This window comes from Helicobacter sp. TUL, from assembly GCF_002287135.1.
In the GTDB taxonomy this organism is placed as follows: Bacteria; Campylobacterota; Campylobacteria; order Campylobacterales; family Helicobacteraceae; genus Helicobacter_F.
Window position 1 is genome coordinate 31284 of record NZ_NESU01000011.1, and the last position, 16296, is coordinate 47579.

At 39.3% G+C, this 16296-nt stretch carries 15 protein-coding genes; 14 read left to right on the forward strand and 1 reads right to left on the reverse strand.

What is annotated here, in order from left to right; translation table 11 throughout:
• The first annotated feature begins 3 nt into the window (after positions 1 to 3).
• The 6 genes from hemC to B9T66_RS06130 all read left to right on the forward strand — a co-directional run bounded on the left by hemC (position 4) and on the right by B9T66_RS06130 (position 8122).
• Positions 4 to 957 (forward strand): hydroxymethylbilane synthase, encoded by a 954-nt coding sequence (gene hemC / locus B9T66_RS06110; protein WP_095628103.1) that lies wholly within the window; start codon positions 4 to 6, stop codon positions 955 to 957.
• 66 nt (positions 958 to 1023) lie between these two features.
• Positions 1024 to 3489, forward strand: coding sequence for a DNA topoisomerase (ATP-hydrolyzing) subunit A (gyrA, locus tag B9T66_RS06115; RefSeq protein ID WP_095628104.1), 2466 nt, complete (start codon positions 1024 to 1026; stop codon positions 3487 to 3489).
• Between the two features lie 137 nt (positions 3490 to 3626).
• Complete coding sequence (locus B9T66_RS08870) at positions 3627 to 3773, forward strand: hypothetical protein (protein WP_180763351.1); 147 nt, start codon at positions 3627 to 3629, stop codon at positions 3771 to 3773.
• 93 nt (positions 3774 to 3866) lie between these two features.
• On the forward strand, positions 3867 to 4949 hold the full coding sequence (locus tag B9T66_RS06120; protein ID WP_374220129.1) for an NAD(P)-dependent alcohol dehydrogenase: 1083 nt from the start codon (positions 3867 to 3869) through the stop codon (positions 4947 to 4949).
• A gap of 209 nt (positions 4950 to 5158) precedes the next feature.
• The gene (locus B9T66_RS06125; protein ID WP_095628106.1) at positions 5159 to 7366 is read left to right on the forward strand and encodes an NADP-dependent isocitrate dehydrogenase; all 2208 of its coding nucleotides are present in this window, start codon (positions 5159 to 5161) and stop codon (positions 7364 to 7366) included.
• Positions 7367 to 7393: 27 nt separating this feature from the next.
• On the forward strand, positions 7394 to 8122 hold the full coding sequence (locus B9T66_RS06130) for an RluA family pseudouridine synthase (RefSeq protein WP_095628107.1): 729 nt from the start codon (positions 7394 to 7396) through the stop codon (positions 8120 to 8122).
• 236 nt (positions 8123 to 8358) lie between these two features.
• On the opposite strand, the gene B9T66_RS08775 is transcribed toward B9T66_RS06130, so the two are convergent.
• Positions 8359 to 8592, reverse strand: coding sequence for a hypothetical protein (locus B9T66_RS08775; protein ID WP_143429107.1), 234 nt, complete (start codon positions 8590 to 8592; stop codon positions 8359 to 8361).
• Here B9T66_RS08775 and B9T66_RS06135 point away from each other — a divergent pair.
• From B9T66_RS06135 to B9T66_RS06170, 8 genes are all read left to right on the forward strand, one after another.
• On the forward strand, positions 8580 to 8930 hold the full coding sequence (locus tag B9T66_RS06135; protein ID WP_257874633.1) for a hypothetical protein: 351 nt from the start codon (positions 8580 to 8582) through the stop codon (positions 8928 to 8930). The two genes, B9T66_RS08775 and B9T66_RS06135, sit on opposite strands and share 13 nt — an antisense overlap.
• A 1-nt stretch (position 8931) precedes the next feature.
• Positions 8932 to 9804, forward strand: coding sequence for a prolipoprotein diacylglyceryl transferase (gene lgt, locus B9T66_RS06140; RefSeq protein WP_095628108.1), 873 nt, complete (start codon positions 8932 to 8934; stop codon positions 9802 to 9804).
• Positions 9792 to 10583, forward strand: a complete 792-nt coding sequence (gene panB / locus B9T66_RS06145) for a 3-methyl-2-oxobutanoate hydroxymethyltransferase (RefSeq protein ID WP_095628109.1) — start codon at positions 9792 to 9794, stop codon at positions 10581 to 10583. Before lgt ends, panB begins: the two co-directional genes overlap by 13 nt.
• Positions 10584 to 10586: 3 nt before the next feature.
• Positions 10587 to 11600 (forward strand): Holliday junction branch migration DNA helicase RuvB, encoded by a 1014-nt coding sequence (ruvB, locus tag B9T66_RS06150; protein ID WP_219350219.1) that lies wholly within the window; start codon positions 10587 to 10589, stop codon positions 11598 to 11600.
• A 107-nt stretch (positions 11601 to 11707) separates the two neighbouring features.
• Positions 11708 to 13204: a peptidylprolyl isomerase gene (locus B9T66_RS06155; protein ID WP_095628110.1), complete on the forward strand. Its 1497-nt coding sequence runs from the start codon at positions 11708 to 11710 to the stop codon at positions 13202 to 13204.
• A 12-nt stretch (positions 13205 to 13216) separates the two neighbouring features.
• On the forward strand, positions 13217 to 14629 hold the full coding sequence (gene ftsA, locus B9T66_RS06160) for a cell division protein FtsA (protein ID WP_095628111.1): 1413 nt from the start codon (positions 13217 to 13219) through the stop codon (positions 14627 to 14629).
• A gap of 15 nt (positions 14630 to 14644) precedes the next feature.
• Entirely contained in the window at positions 14645 to 15805 is a 1161-nt protein-coding gene (gene ftsZ / locus B9T66_RS06165) for a cell division protein FtsZ (RefSeq protein ID WP_180763352.1), read from the forward strand.
• Positions 15806 to 16267 carry a DUF4149 domain-containing protein gene (locus B9T66_RS06170; protein ID WP_095628113.1) on the forward strand — a complete coding sequence of 154 codons (462 nt, stop codon included), beginning with the start codon at positions 15806 to 15808 and terminating at the stop codon, positions 16265 to 16267.
• The last annotated feature ends 29 nt before the right edge of the window (positions 16268 to 16296 follow it).

Below are 16296 nucleotides of genomic sequence, written 5' to 3' on the forward strand. Positions count from 1 at the left end.
AGAATGCCAAATAAACTCATCATTGGAACGAGGGGTAGTGCATTAGCCTTATGGCAAGCAGAGCATATCAAAAAGCGATTATTGCTTGAGCATGGAGTAGAATCTGAACTCAAAATCATCAAAACCAAGGGCGATAAGATTCTTGATGTGCCATTAGCAAAAATCGGTGGCAAGGGGCTTTTTACCAAAGAGCTTGAGGAGATGTTGCTTGAGGGATCTATTGATATAGCGGTGCATAGTCTCAAAGATGTGCCTGTGGAGCTAGAGAGTGGGCTAGAGCTTGCAGCAATTACCAAAAGAGCTAGTTTTGAGGATTGTTTTTTGAGTATGCGATATGCAGGTATTGCTGATTTACCGCAAAATGCAAGAGTTGGGACAACTTCCTTGCGAAGATCGATGCAATTAAAGTTATTGCGTAGGGATTTGGACACGCTTTCTTTGCGAGGCAATGTGCAAACACGCCTACAAAAATTAAAAGATGGTGCATTTGATGCGATTATTTTGGCAAAAGCGGCTTTGGAGCGTTTGGAGATAGATACCAAGCACATCACTTATATAAAGCCTTTGACATTTATGATACCAGCAATGGGGCAAGGGGCGCTTGGCATAGAGTGTGCGAGTAAAAATGTCAATGTGGTGCGATACGCACAACAATTACAAGATCAAGAGAGTGCAATTTGTTGTAGTGCGGAGCGAGAGTTTATCCGTGCATTAGATGGTGGTTGTCAAGTGCCTATAGGTGTGCATGCACGTAAAGAATCTACACAACTAGTGTTAGAAGCAATTTTGGGTTTGCCAGATGGGAGTGCGAGTATCCATTCAACACTTATGTGCGTGTTAGATTCTAATCCAGAGATTGCGCTTATTAGTGCTAAAAATCTTGGTTTGCACTTGGCACAGAAATTTATTACAAATGGAGCTAAGGAGCTTTTAGAACAAGCTTATAAAATGATTTAGGGAATAATACTTTCTTTAGACATTTTGCTATACAATGCCTAAAAATTATATTTGGAGTTTGGAATTATGGAAAATTTGCTAGAGCATGGAAATATCACAGATATTCGTATCGATGATAGTATAAAGGAAAGTTATCTTGATTATTCTATGAGTGTGATTGTAGGGCGTGCGTTGCCTGATGCCAAAGATGGCTTAAAACCAGTGCATAGAAGAATCTTATATGCTATGCACGAATTAGGCGTTACTTCCAGAAAGCCTTATAAAAAAAGCGCAAGGATTGTGGGTGATGTGATTGGTAAATATCATCCTCATGGGGATTTTGCGGTATATGATGCGCTAGTGCGAATGGCGCAAGATTTTTCTATGCGTTTGGAGCTTGTCGATGGGCAGGGAAATTTTGGTTCTATTGATGGCGATAGTGCGGCGGCAATGCGTTATACAGAAGCGCGTATGACAGCAGCAAGTGAGGAAATGCTCCGCGATATAGAAAAAGAAACGGTGGAATTTGTAGGCAATTATGATGACACGCTCACTGAACCCTCGATTTTACCCACACGCATTCCAAATCTTCTCGTGAATGGATCAAGTGGTATTGCCGTGGGTATGGCGACTTCTATCCCTCCACATAGACTTGATGAGATTGTTGATGCATTATTGTATCTTTTGGATACGCCTCAAGCCCAAATACAAGATCTTTTATCTATCGTGCAGGGACCAGATTTCCCTACAGGAGGGATAATCTATGGCAAACAAGGTATCACAGAAGCTTATTGCACAGGTCGTGGGCGCGTAAAAGTGCGTGCCAAGACGCATATTGAGCATACCAAGACAAAAGAAGTGATTGTTATTGATGAGGTGCCCTATCAAGTCAATAAGGCAAAGCTTGTGGAGCAAATTAGCGAGCTTGCAAAAGAAAAAGTGATCGAGGGTATCTCGGAAGTGCGCGATGAATCTGATAGAGAGGGAATCCGTGTTGTGATTGAGCTTAAGCGTGAAGCGATGAGTGAGATTGTGCTTAATCATCTTTTTAAATCTACGACAATGGAAAGCACATTTGGGATTATTCTCCTTGCTATTCATAACAAAGAGCCAAAAATTTTTACGCTTTTAGAACTTTTGGAGATTTTTATTGCGCACCGCAAGACAATCATTATTCGTCGTAGTATTTTTGAGCTCGAAAAAGCCAAGGCTAGAGCTCATATTTTAGAGGGTCTCACAATTGCACTTGATCATATTGATGAGGTGATTGCGACAATTCGTGCGAGTGCAGATACAGAGAGTGCAAAAAATGCTTTAGTAGAGAAGTTTAATCTTTCTGAATTGCAAGCCAAAGCTATTTTGGAAATGCGTTTGCAACGCCTCACAGGATTAGAGCGCGATAAGATTGCAAGCGAATACGCACAGCTTTTAGAAGAGATCGCAAATTTAGAATCTATTTTGCGCAGTGAAGAGAAATTAAAAGAGATTATTAAAGAAGAACTTATAGAAATTAAGCAAAAATTTAGCACACCACGCAAGACACAGATTGAAGAAGATTATGATGCCATAGATGTAGAAGATTTAATCCCAAATGAAAAAGTTGTGGTTACTATGAGTCATAGAGGCTATGTCAAGCGTGTCCAACTCAAAACATATGAAAAACAAAATCGTGGTGGCAAGGGCAAAATAAGTGGAAATACACACGATGATGACTTTATAGAATCTTTTTTTATTGCAAATGCGCATGATACGATTATGTTTGTTACCAACAAGGGACAATTATATTGGCTCAAGGTGTATAAGATTCCAGAAGCAGGGAGAACAGCCATTGGTAAAGCAGTGGTTAATCTTGTCAATATACAACCTGATGAAAAGATTATGGCAACCATTACAACAACAGATTTTAATGCGGATAAATCTCTTGTCTTTTTTACAAAAAATGGTATTGTCAAACGCACAAATCTAAGCGAATATGGAAATGTGCGTAGTGTAGGAGTGAGGGCGATTAATCTTGATGAGAATGATGAGCTTGTGAGTGCAAATATCATCACACCTAGCGTCAAGGAGCTTTTTATTGCTACATATCAAGGTATGTGTATTCGATTTTGTGTCGATGATGTGCGTGAGATTGGGCGCGTGAGTAGAGGTGTAACGGGGATTAGGTTTAAGGCTAATGAAGATTTTGTCGTGGGAGCTACGACGATTTATAACGACAATGATAAGCTTTTGACCGTGAGTGAGCAGGGTATCGGTAAGCAAACAATAGCTGGAGAATATAGGCTACAAACTCGTGGTGGTAAGGGTGTGATTGTGATGAAGCTCACACCAAAAACTGGAAAGCTTGTAAGTGTCGTGAATGTTAATGATGAAGATATGGATTTGATGGTGCTTACAAGCTCTGGCAAAATGATTAGAGTTGATACAGAAGCAATCCGCGAGGCTGGACGCAATACAAGTGGGGTGAAAATTGTTAATGTCGGTAATGACAAGGTGGCTTATGCCAATAAATGCCCTAAACAAAAGCAAGAAGATGAGCAACCAATAGGTGAATAATTGCTTAATAAGAAATCCAAGGGATTATGAATAGAATCTTAATATACTTTATATGTAAGGAGTGGCAATGCAATATGTAGTTCGGGGGGGGGGCAGTAACAAGATAATACACCCTCCATATGGGATTTTTGTAGAGAGTGTGTTTTGGTTATGAGATTCCACGGCTTGGCATAAAGGCTTTTATCAAGGCATTTATGCATAGCAAGGGAGCTCAAGGCGAAGTCATGCTAAGTCAAAACATATACGGATTGCCTTTGCATTTTTATATCTATAAAGTGCGTTAATTGCCATAGAATCTAGAATTTTCTCTTGACTTAGAGTAACTCTCATCTTTTATAATTACATTTTTATTTTTTATCTAAGGAGATGAGATGTTATTGGATTCAAACCTCAATGAAATCAAAGAAGGCAAAAGAATCACCGCCAAAGGTTATGCGGTGCAACACAAAGATGATACTTTCAAGCCTTTTGAATTTTCTCGCCACGCTTTGGGGGAAAGCGACATTTTAATCGAGATTTTATATGCTGGAATCTGTCATAGCGATATCCACTCTGCACGCAGTGAATGGCATAAGGGAATCTATCCTATGGTGCCAGGACACGAAATAGCAGGGCGTGTTGTGGCAGTTGGTAGCAAGGTAAGCAAATTTAAAGTCGGAGATTATGCAGGGGTTGGCTGTATGGTTAATTCTTGTGGGGAATGCGAAGCGTGTAAGGCAAGTAACGAGCAGTATTGCGAACGTGGTATGGTCGCTACTTATGATTGCAAAGATTATTGCCATAATGATGAGCCTACTTATGGTGGATATTCTAACAACATTGTAGTAAGTGAAAAGTTTGCCGTAACGGTGCCACAAGATGCCCCACTTGAAAAGGTCGCACCATTGCTTTGCGCAGGGATTACTACTTATGCGCCACTGAAATTTAGCAAGGTAAAGGCTGGAGATAAAGTCGCTGTAGCAGGGTTTGGTGGTCTTGGTATGATGGCGCTTAAATATGCTAAGCAAATGGGTGCTGAAGTATTTATTTTTGCAAGAAACAAAAATAAAGAACAAGATGCCCTCAAACTCGGTGCCACAAAGCTATATGACACTACAGATCCTAAGGTTGTTACAGAACGATTTGATCTTATTATTTCCACTATTCCGACACCTTATGACATTACCGCATATCTCAAGCTCCTTAAGCTTGGCGGAGAAATGGGGATTGTTGGGCTTCCACCTTCTGAAGTGGATCCAAAAATTGGAGCGCAAGGACTTATTTTTAATGCACACAAAAAAGTGTATGGCTCACTCATTGGTGGTATGAAAGAAACTCAAGAAATGCTAGATTTTTCACTAAAACACAAGATCTATCCAGAGACAGAAATTATTGCAGCAAATCAAATCAATGAGGCATATGAAAATCTCACAACAGGCAAGGCAAAATTCCGCTATGTCATCGATATGGCGACCTTGTAATAAGATAGCTTAGCCTGTATCTTATCTTGCCTTTGGGGCAAGACATTATGAAAGCCTAAGCCCAAATTCTAAGCGATGTGTAAAAAGTAACACACACAATGCTTAGAGGGCAAAAATCTTATGAATCTCTGTGCGAATTAGTCTAGTTTTTGTTATACTTTATAAGTTTTTAGCAAAACATTAATCTCACTCTTGAAAGGAAGGTTGCGATGAAAATCACATATACACTCACAGACGAATCTCCAGCATTAGCGACATATTCATTTTTGCCTATTGTTAAGGCATTTTTGAGTAAGGCAGGTATCGATGTAGAGACTTCAGATATTTCTCTCTCTGCACGCGTGCTTGCACAATTTCCAGATCGCCTCAAGCCAGAGCAACGACTCCCAGATGCGTTGGCATCACTTGGTGAGCTTGTGAATCAAGCAGAGGCAAACTTGATAAAAACCCCAAATATTTCTGCATCAATCCCCCAACTTAAAGCTACGATTAAAGAGCTTCAAGAAAAGGGCTATAATGTGCCAAATTTCCCTGATGAACCAAAGACACAAGAAGAGCAAGACATCAAACAAGCATATCAAAAAGTGTTGGGTTCAGCAGTGAATCCAGTTTTGCGACAAGGGAATTCTGATAGACGCTGCACAAAAGCTGTCAAAGAATACGCAAAGAAAAATCCTTATAAGGTTGTGCCATTTGATAAAAATAGCAAAAGTCGAGTTGCCTATATGGGTGAGGGCGATTTTTTTGCTAATGAACAAGCAGTGCTTATCACAGAGCCTACAAGTGTAAAAATCGAATTTATCGATGAAAATGGCAAAATGCAGGTGTTAAAAAGTGCTCTAAAATTGGAACAAAATGAAATTTTAGATGCAACATTTATGGATGTAGAAAAGCTAGAAGAGTTTTATGAAGAGCAAATAAATTATGCCAAAAAAGAGAATATTTTGTTTTCTCTTCACTTAAAAGCTACGATGATGAAAGTAAGTGATCCTGTGATTTTTGGACACGCGTTGCAAGTGTATTTCAAAGATCTCTTTGCGGAGTTTGGCGATGAGTTTCAAAAGCTTGGCGTGAATCCAAATAACGGACTTTCTGAATTACTTAGCAAGATAGAATCTTCAAGCAAAAAAGATGCAATTTTGCAAAAATATCGTGAGATTCTCGCTACTAGAGCGCCTATTTCTATGGTAGATTCACAAAAGGGCATTACAAACCTTCATGTCCCTAGCGATGTGATTGTTGATGCCTCTATGCCAGCAATGCTAAAAAATGGTGCAAGACTTTGGGATAAAGATGGCAAAGAATGTGATACAAATGCGTGTATTCCAGATAAAACATATGCGACAATTTATGAAGCAGTGATAGAAGACTTGCACAAAAATGGCACACTTGATCCAAGAGTGTTAGGAAGTGTGTCAAATGTGGGTCTTATGGCGAAAAAAGCCCAAGAATATGGATCACACGATAAGACTTTTATTGCGCCAAGCAATGGGGTATTTAGAATTGTTGATGAACGCACAAATTCTGTGTTGTTGGAACATAAGGTGCGAGTAGGGGATATTTATCGTGCCAACCAAGTTAAATACGATGCGGTGCTAAATTGGATTGATTTAGGCATACAAAGAGCAGACATTACAGGTTCTAAAGCAATCTTTTGGCTTGATGAAAAGCGCCCAAGCAATAAAATTATGATAAACCTTGTCAAGGCGCGTTTGCAAGAGTGTGGTAAAGATATAGAAATTTTAGCACCAAAACAAGCCTGTCTTAAAAGCCTTGAGCTTATTAGAGCTGGAAAAGATGCAATTTCTATTACAGGTAATGTATTGCGCGATTACCTTACGGATTTATTCCCAATTTTGGAGCTTGGCACAAGTGCCAAAATGCTTTCAGTAGTGCCTATGCTGAAAGGTGGTGCGATGTTTGAAACTGGTGCTGGTGGATCTGCACCAAAACAAGTAAGCCAACTTATAGAAGAAAATCACTTGCGTTGGGATAGCTTGGGTGAATTTTTGGCATTGCAAGCAAGCCTTGAGTTTTTTGCACAAAAAACTGGTAACACCAAGGCGCAGATTCTAGCAGATTGCCTTGATGAAGCGATTGCAAAATGGCTTGATAATAACAAAGCTCCTTCTCGCAAAGTCAAAGAAGATGATAATCGCACAAGCCATTTTTATCTTGCGTTGTATTTTGCACAAGCACTTGGTGCACAAACAAAAGATAAAGATTTAAGTGCATTTTTTGCTCCTATCGCACAAGATCTCAACCAAAATGAATCTAAGATTCATCAAGAGTTTATTGATGCGCAGGGAGTTTCTGTAGATTTGGGCGGATATTATAAATTTGATGATGCCAAAGCACAGAGTGTTATGTGTCCTAGCGCTACATTTAACGCGATTTTAGCCAAGATACAAGCGTAATGTAGAGAGGGTTTGGTAGAAGTTCTTATGCAAAAGGCTTATAAACTTCTGGCTACCCAAAAAAATCTTTCTCATAATCAAGCTAAAGCCCTGATTGATAAGGGGCTTGTGCTTGTCAATGGCAAAAAGCTTACTCTTGCGCGCACCGAGTTACCTCAAAATACACACTTTAGTATTATGGAGATTCCAAAACCACAAGTGCTTTTTATGAATGATGAGCTTTTGGCTATTGATAAGCCCGCATTTATAGAATCTTATGATTTACAAGCATATTATCAAGATGATGGGTGGGTGTTGCTTCATAGACTCGATAAAGAAACAAGCGGTGTTATTTTGCTTACCAAAGAAGCAAGTGCATTTAGCAAAAAAGCCAAGGAAGCTTTTAAGCGACGCGAGGTGTATAAAGAATATCGAGCGGTGGTGAGTGGGATTATCCCAGAATCTCTTAGTATTAATAAACCCATAAGCACGATAAAAAAAGGCTTTGCACGATCTCGCATTGATAAACATGGCTTAGAAGCCCTTACACACATTAAGCCTTTGGGTGTAGTTGGCAAAAAGACATTGCTTGAAGTTGTGATTGCTACTGGTAGAACACATCAGATTCGCGTGCATTTAAGCTCCATAAATCATCCGATTGTGGGTGATAGTGTGTATGGTGGCATATCGGCTCGGCGATTACTTTTACACGCGCATAAAATACGCTTATTGCAGTATGAAATCATATCGCCATTGCCAAAAGAATTTATCCTATAAGATTTTTCTTTGCATTGCTACCTTGTCTTTAAGCCTAGTTTTGCAGGTATCGAGCGTGTGCAAGATAAATTGGAGCGTTTGTGGCGTATAGATTCTAACAACATAGACAATGATACAAGATACATTCTTACGCCTACACAACAAGAAGAGTTTTTGCTTGCTATTTTTGAGGTAGGAAGCAATATCTTAGAGCATAATTTTTATCATTATAAATTGAGTGAATCTACCAAATATCGCTATTTGCGCAATGCAAAATTTTTGGCTAGACACAAAATTGTGTGCAAGATTATGCCCACAAAAGTGGATTTTTTGTTTAGTCCAAAATATTTATGCAGTTTTGAGAAATCACCAAAATATGCAAATGGCAGGGGAATGCGTCTTGTTTTTAGATTCTCTAAAGTATCTCTTGCTAGAATCTCGCACAAAGTTTGTCTTAGAATATCATATGGAGCAGATGGTGGAGATTTCAAAGATAGCCTTACAAGATGGCATACAAGCATTAAAAGTCGTAGGCAAAATCAAGACATATACCACCTTTTTAGATTTCAAACAAGAGCTAGAATACTATATCCAAGCCTTTAGCAATAATGACAAAGAGGGCAAATATGCCTTGCAAGGCGATGTGTTTAGAATCTATTTTGTGCGAGCCCACCCACTTAATTCTTATGTATTGGGCTATTTATGTAAATTGCATATTTATGATAAATTTTCTATTGAAGTGATTGTTGATACATTTCGTATGTTTGCATTTTTTGAGGATTTGGATTTGGTTGATGTGTTTAGTGTCAAGATAAAAGAGGAGGAGTGAGTTGAGAGAGTGGAGTGCGTGGAATCTTTTCTACACATACTTTGATCCTATCGCATTTGAGATTTTTGGATTTAAGGTGCATTGGTATGGGTTATGCTATGTTGGGGCATTGCTTCTTGCGCTGTTTATTGCTTCATTTTTACTCAAACGCTTTAAGAAACGATTTAATATAGAATCTAAATACTTAGAGAGTTATTTTTTGTGGGCAGAGCTTGGTGTGATTTTGGGTGCTAGGATTGGGTATTTGTTTATTTATGGTGATAGTATGTATTATCTTATGCACCCTTGGCAGATTTTTAATCCTTTTAATGCACAAGGCGAATTTGTAGGGATTGCGGGATTTAGCTATCATGGCGGTGTTATTGGATTTTTGCTTGCCACGATACTTTTTTGCGTGATCAAACAACAACCCATTTTGCGTTATCTCGATCTTGCGACATTTTCGATACCTCTAGCCTATGTGCTTGGAAGAATTGGAAATTTTTTAAATCACGAGCTTTTTGGGCGCGTGATAGATTCAGATTCTGCATTGGCATTTTTGGGTGTTTTGGTCAATGGAGAATTACGCTACCCTAGTCAGCTTTTTGAGGCATTTTTGGAAGGTATTGTGGTATTTGTGTTGATGGCTGTTGCCTTTAGATTCTGTAACAAAGACGGGTATTTAAGCGTGGTGTATGGATTGGGCTATGCGTTGGCACGTTTTGTGTGTGAGTTTTTTAGAGAAGCAGATTCACAAATGGGTTATTATGGATCTTTGGGGCTTTCTATGGGACAGATTCTTAGCATTATAATGTTTGTAGGTGCAGGAATATTGTTTTTTGTTATATATACTCAAACAAGTCCGAATCCAAGGAGGAAGCAATGCAAAAAATAACACTCTCAACATTTAAAAACTACAAGAAAAATGCTCAAAAGATTGTCGCTATTACCGCTTATGATGCCCTAATGGCAGGTATTTTTGATGAATATGCGGATATGATTTTGGTGGGGGATAGTTTGCATATGAGCTTTAATGCTAGTAGCGACACGCTTGGCATTAGTGTAGATTCTATGATTTATCACACACAAGCGGTGTGTGCTGGAGCTAAGCGAGCGCTTATTGTGGCAGATATGCCTTTTGGGAGTTATTATAACACTGATGAGGCACTAAAAAATGCCTTGAAATTTTACACACAAACGCGTTGTGATGCGCTAAAGCTTGAAGTGAATGCAGATAAATTAGGTATGATAGAATCTCTTGTTAAAGAGGGCTTTGCGATTATGCCTCATATCGGATTAAAGCCACAATCAGTGCGCGGTGAGGGTGGATACAAGATAAAGGGCAAAGATGAAAAAGAAGCAAGAGAGCTTATTGATCTTGCAAAAGAATTGGAGCGTGTGGGAGCATTTGGGATTTTGCTAGAGGGCGTAAAAAGCGAAGTTACAGCCACCATTACACAGCAAGTCAATGTGCCAGTGATTGGGGTAGGATCTGGTGTAGAATGTGATGGGCAGATTCTCGTGTGGAGCGATGCTTTTGGATTTTTTAATGAATTTAAGCCCAAATTTGTGCGTTATTATGCAAATGGCAGAGAATTTTTAAGCCAAGCTATGAAGCACTATGCCAATGATGTGCGCTCAAAGGCATTTCCAAATGATGAGGAAAGTTACTAAAGTATGGAAAAAGTAAATATTGATCGCGTTGTAGAAGTTCAAAGTATAGATTTTGAAGATAATGAAACAAGTTTGCGTCCTAGTGCGTGGGAAGAATACATCGGACAAGAAAATATCAAGAAAAACTTGCAAGTCTTTATCCAAGCAGCAAAATTGCGTAATGATTGTTTGGATCATATTTTGTTTTTTGGACCTCCAGGGTTGGGAAAAACTACGCTAAGCCATATCATTGCCCAACAAATGGGTGCTAATATCAAGGTTTCTGCTGCGCCTATGATAGAAAAAACCGGCGATTTGGCGGCGATTTTGACAAACTTAAGCGATGGGGATATTTTGTTTATTGATGAGATTCATCGCTTAAGCCCTGCAATAGAAGAGATTCTCTACCCAGCTATGGAGGATTTTAGACTTGATATCATCATCGGTTCAGGACCGGCTGCCCAAACGCTTAAAATTGATTTACCCAAATTTACGCTTATTGGTGCTACAACGCGCGCAGGTATGCTTTCAAACCCACTGCGTGATAGGTTTGGTATGAATTTTAGAATGGAGTTTTATTCCACGCAAGAGCTTGATAAAATCGTGCAAATAGCAAGTCATAAATTAAATACACGCATAGATTCTGCAGCAAGTCAAGAGATTGCTAAGCGTTCTCGTGGCACACCAAGGATTGCGTTACGATTATTGCGACGCGTGCGAGATTATGCGCAAGTGGCACAAGAAGCAAGTATTAGCGCCACATGCACGCATTACGCACTAGAACAATTAGGCGTGAATGACTTGGGATTTGATAGTTTGGATTTGCGCTATCTAGGACTTTTGGCGGAAAATCGAGGAAAGCCAATGGGTCTTAGCGCACTTTCTGCGGCACTTAGCGAAGATCAAGGGACAATCGAAGATGTGATTGAACCCTATTTGTTGGCAAACGGCTATCTTGAACGCACAGCTCGGGGCAGGATTGCCACACATAAGACATATGAACTCTTGAAATTCCCTCAACCAAACACGCTTTTTTAATATTTCTTGTTAAGAAAATGTGTCATATAATCGAATTTAAAGCGTCTTTAGGGTAGAATTAGCCTCTTTAAACTTTTTGATATTTTTAGATTCTAAGGTTTTGTGTAATGATAACATGGATGCAAAGACATAAAAAATGGCTTGTGATTACAATTTGGATTAGCGCAATTGCTTTCATTGGTGCTGGTGCGATTTCGTGGGGAGGTGGCGGATTTAGCTTTAGTGCTGATAAAGCCGCTCAGGTTGGAGATATAAAGATTAGCATGAATGAGTATTATACACAATACCAAGCACTCTATAATGAGCAGATGCAACGATCCCAAGGTGATTTTGATGAAGTGCGCGCAAAGGCTATGGGATTGCCTATACAGGCATTGCAAAAACTTATCGCTCAAGCTCAATTACGAGCTTTTGGCGAGGATTTGGGTTTGCAGGTGAGTGATGAAGAGGTATTTGAGCTTTTGCGTCATACACAGGCGTTTATGGTAGATGGTGCCTTTAATGATGAGGTATATAAAAATGCCGTGCGTTCAATGGGATTGCGCACTGATAACTACGAAGAACAACTCAAAAATGATATATTAGCCCAAAAGGTATTTTATGGATTTTTGTCTATGGTAGATCCGACCTCCAAGACAGAGGAGTTAAGTTTGGCACTTCCTATGGGAATACAAGATAGACTTGAAATACAAATCCTTGAGGCTCCAAAACTCACTATGAGTGATGCTGATATTAAAGCATATTGGGAGGAACACAGCGCACAATGGCGTAGTCCAGAAAAATTTCAGCTTGAATATATCAAAGTATTGGCTAAAGATCAGGTTGCAAGTGATGAAGAGATACAAAAGCGTTATGAGACTAGCAAGGGAATGTTTGCAGATGAAAATGGCAATATACCGCCTTTTGAATCTATCCAAGAAGAAATCATAGATTTAGAGCGCAAAGATCAGGCTTGGAAAGCTGCAAGTAGAAGCTATGCGCCTTTCAAAGATGGAGAGCTAAAAGGAGAGATTGTAGAGATCGCGCTTGTTAATGAGGATTTTATACAAGCACAAGGCGTTATCTTAAATACTCAAGCAATAAAAACGCTCAAAGATTCTCCACAAGGACAAACTCTAAAGCCTATTGAGCAAGATGATGGCTATGTGATTATAAAGATTCTTAGCAAAACTCCAGCACAACCAAAGACATATGAAGAAGCAAGAGATGAAGCCAAAGCCGAACTTTTGGTGCACAAACAAGCAGAGTTTTTACAAGAGAGTGCAAAAAAACAGCTTGAAACCTTTAAGGGTGTGGATATAGGGTTTTGGTCTTTAGATTCTTTTTCTCAAGATAAAATTGAGCGCATTTCTAAGCTTGGACTTAACGCAATGGAATTTATGGAAGTATTAGGGCAGATTTTCCACTCTGAATCTAAGAGTGGATTTATTCCATTAGGACAAAAGATGCTTTTGTATAAAATCACTGATCAAAAACTTGAAAAACCAAATGCCACAGAATTACATTCAATGAGTGCATACTTTAAGCAGCAAGTGTATATGATACTTTTTGGTGAGTATCTTAATAAACATTATCCACCAAAAATTTTTATGGATCTTGATTAATGAGGAGCATATATGCAAGAAGATCTTAATCCTAATAACATTACATTAGCTATCGACATTGGCTCAAGCAAGATTCATGTGCTTATCGCAGAAACTATCGGTGATGCTCCTCGTGTGATAGGTTGGAGCACATGTGAATCTCAAGGAGTGCAAAAAGGCATTGTTACAAATATTGAGCAAGTGAGCCTAAATTTACGACAAGCTATAAGAGATGCGACAAATATGGCAGGAATCAAAGCCAAAAAAGCGATCGTCTCTATTTCTGGAGCTCATGTAGAATATACTTCCTCAAGTGCTGTGGCAAATATTCCGGAACGCGCCGAGATTCAGATTCGTGATATTGAACGCCTTATGCAAGCTTGTGTATATAATGCATCTTTAAAAAAAGAATATGTGCCTATTCATGTGTTGCCTTATAAGTTTTCGGTTAGGGATTATAAAGTGCCTATTGAAGACCCACTTTTTATGAATGCCGATAACCTTGAATGTCATGCATATATTGTGATGGCAAAAAAATCTATTGTAGAAAATCTTAAAAAGATTCTCACAAAGTGTGAAGTTGAGGTAGAAGATATTGTGCTTAGCTCTTATGCGTCTTCTATAGCTGTGCTTACACCAGAGGAACGCAGACAAGGAGCGGTATGTATTGATATTGGAGCACAAACTTGTGATCTTATGATTTATAGTGGTGCGTCAATGTGCTATGGAAGCTATTTCCCTGTAGGTTCTGCACATATCACTTCAGATATTGCTAGAGTGCTTGGTATTTCACGCGAGGTAGCAGAAAAGCTCAAGGTTGAATATGTAGATATGATTGTGCAAGAGGGCGATGCGCAAAGAGGGCTTAATATTTCTTCCAAAGATGCCGAGAACAAAACTATTCCTGTTACGACATTACACAAGATCACAGAAGCTAGAGTGCGCGAAACACTTGATGTATTAGCAGGTATTATTGAAAATAGTGGTATGCGAGATCAGATTGGTGGTGGTGTGGTGCTTACTGGTGGCATGACAAAACTCAAAAACCTTGAGCAATATTTGCACCAAGCATGTGTTATGCACCCACTACCAGTAAGAATAGCTACTCCAACTGGAGTAAGTGGGGGATTTGAGATTCTAAAAGATCCCGAAATGGCGACAGCAGTTGGACTTGTGTTGTATGCATCAGGGTATTTTACAAATTACGAATTGACAATGCAAAATACAATAAAAATGCGTAAAAGTCATGGTATGCAACCTACTATGCAAGGCTTATCAAGTGGATTTCAAGAGGGGAATGTGCAAGACTTACAGATTAAAAAACAAGTTTTGCCTATGCAACCTAAACAAAAAACACAAAATACCGATGTAGAGGGAAGTGGTGTCAAAGTTGGGGGTGATAATCTCTTGCAGCGCGCTTGGAGATGGTTAAGCCAGTTATTTTAATATGAGGATATGGTGATGGAGAGTAATATTTTAGATATACAAGAGCTTGGGAGTGATGTGATAACAAATGGACAGATAGGAAGTATCGCTGTCATTGGCGTAGGTGGTGGAGGCTGTAACACTATCAATTATCTCATTTCTCATGGCATACAGCAAGAGGTAACACTCATAGCCGCCAATACAGATGCCCAACATCTTAAACACAATAAGGCACGCATTAAGCTTCAATTAGGTAAAAAAACTACCAATGGTTTGGGAGCTGGGACAAACCCCGAACAAGGAAAAAAAGCAGCTGTAGAAAGCGAAGAAGAGATACGCGAATTACTCAAAAATTATGATATTATCTTTATCGCTACTGGTTTGGGTGGTGGAACAGGAACGGGAGCAGCGCCTGTGATTGCTAAGATTATGCGCGAAACTGGGGCTTTGGTTATATCCATAGCTACTACACCTTTTAGATATGAGGGTAAAAGGCGCGCAAAAGTGGCAGAAGCAGGTAAAAAAGAGCTTAAGGCAGAGAGTGATTGTATCATCATTATTCCCAATGATAGAATATCTTCAAAAGGCGGCATAGGTAATAGAGAGGCTATGGCAAAAGTTGATAGTGTGCTTGCTAATGCGGTTAAAGGATTGGCAAATATTATTCTTGGAGGTGATGGCGAGAGTAATATCAACATAGACTTTTCTGATGTATCAGCCGTGATGAAAAGCAGAGGACTCGCGGTAATGGGTATGGGTGAAGCCCAAGGAGCTAATGCAGCCAATCAAGCTCTAAATAACGCGCTTTCTTCAGAGATGATGGGGAATGTCAATGTAACGAATGCACAAGGGATTCTTGTATGCTTGGAGATTCACCCTGATTATCCTCGAGAAGAAATGGAAGAGGTGCTTGATAGAATTGGCGAGTATGAAACCGATGAAACAATCTATAAGTGCGGAATCTATACTAATGAAAGTTTTTCAAATGATTTTGTGCGTATCACATTTATTGCTACAGGCTTTGCCGATGAGGTAGTAGAAGCATCTGTGGCACAAGAGAGTGTAGAGAATCTCAAAATGACTTCTGCTAGTGCTTCGCCTACTCATCAATCTAGGGAAATTCGTAGGGTTTCAGGAGATGGTATTACAGAGGTTCATTATGATATTCCGACTTTTATGCGTCAGGGGCAAGACTAAATGGCTTTTCGCGGTATAGATTCAGCATATTTGTTGTTGCTTGGGGTGTGCGTGGGGGCAATGGTTGCATGTGGTATGATGAGTGCGCCCATAATCTTTCGAGCCGGTGAGATTTTGTCTATACCTATTAGTGTGGAGCAAAGCGGTATTTTGATGGGGCTTATTTTTCAAAAGCTGTCAATATTGCTTTATATTGTTGGCATGATCATTTTTGTCTTTGAGCTTTTTGCAGCGCGTCTTTTCCGAACCTCTGGGGTTTTGGTTATGTTGAGTGCCGGTGTGAGTATTATGATGATTTTACTTTTTAACCTCTATTATATGCCTTATATTTTGAATACCACAGATACTCAAGCACCAGAGTTTGAATCTATGCATACCCAAAGTGTGATAGTTTTTAAAATCTTGGTTGTTAGTCTCGCAACACTCTTTGTTGCAAAATCTTTCAAGCTTTTTAAATCGTAATTGTATGTGTTCCCAAGCTTTAGAGTAGA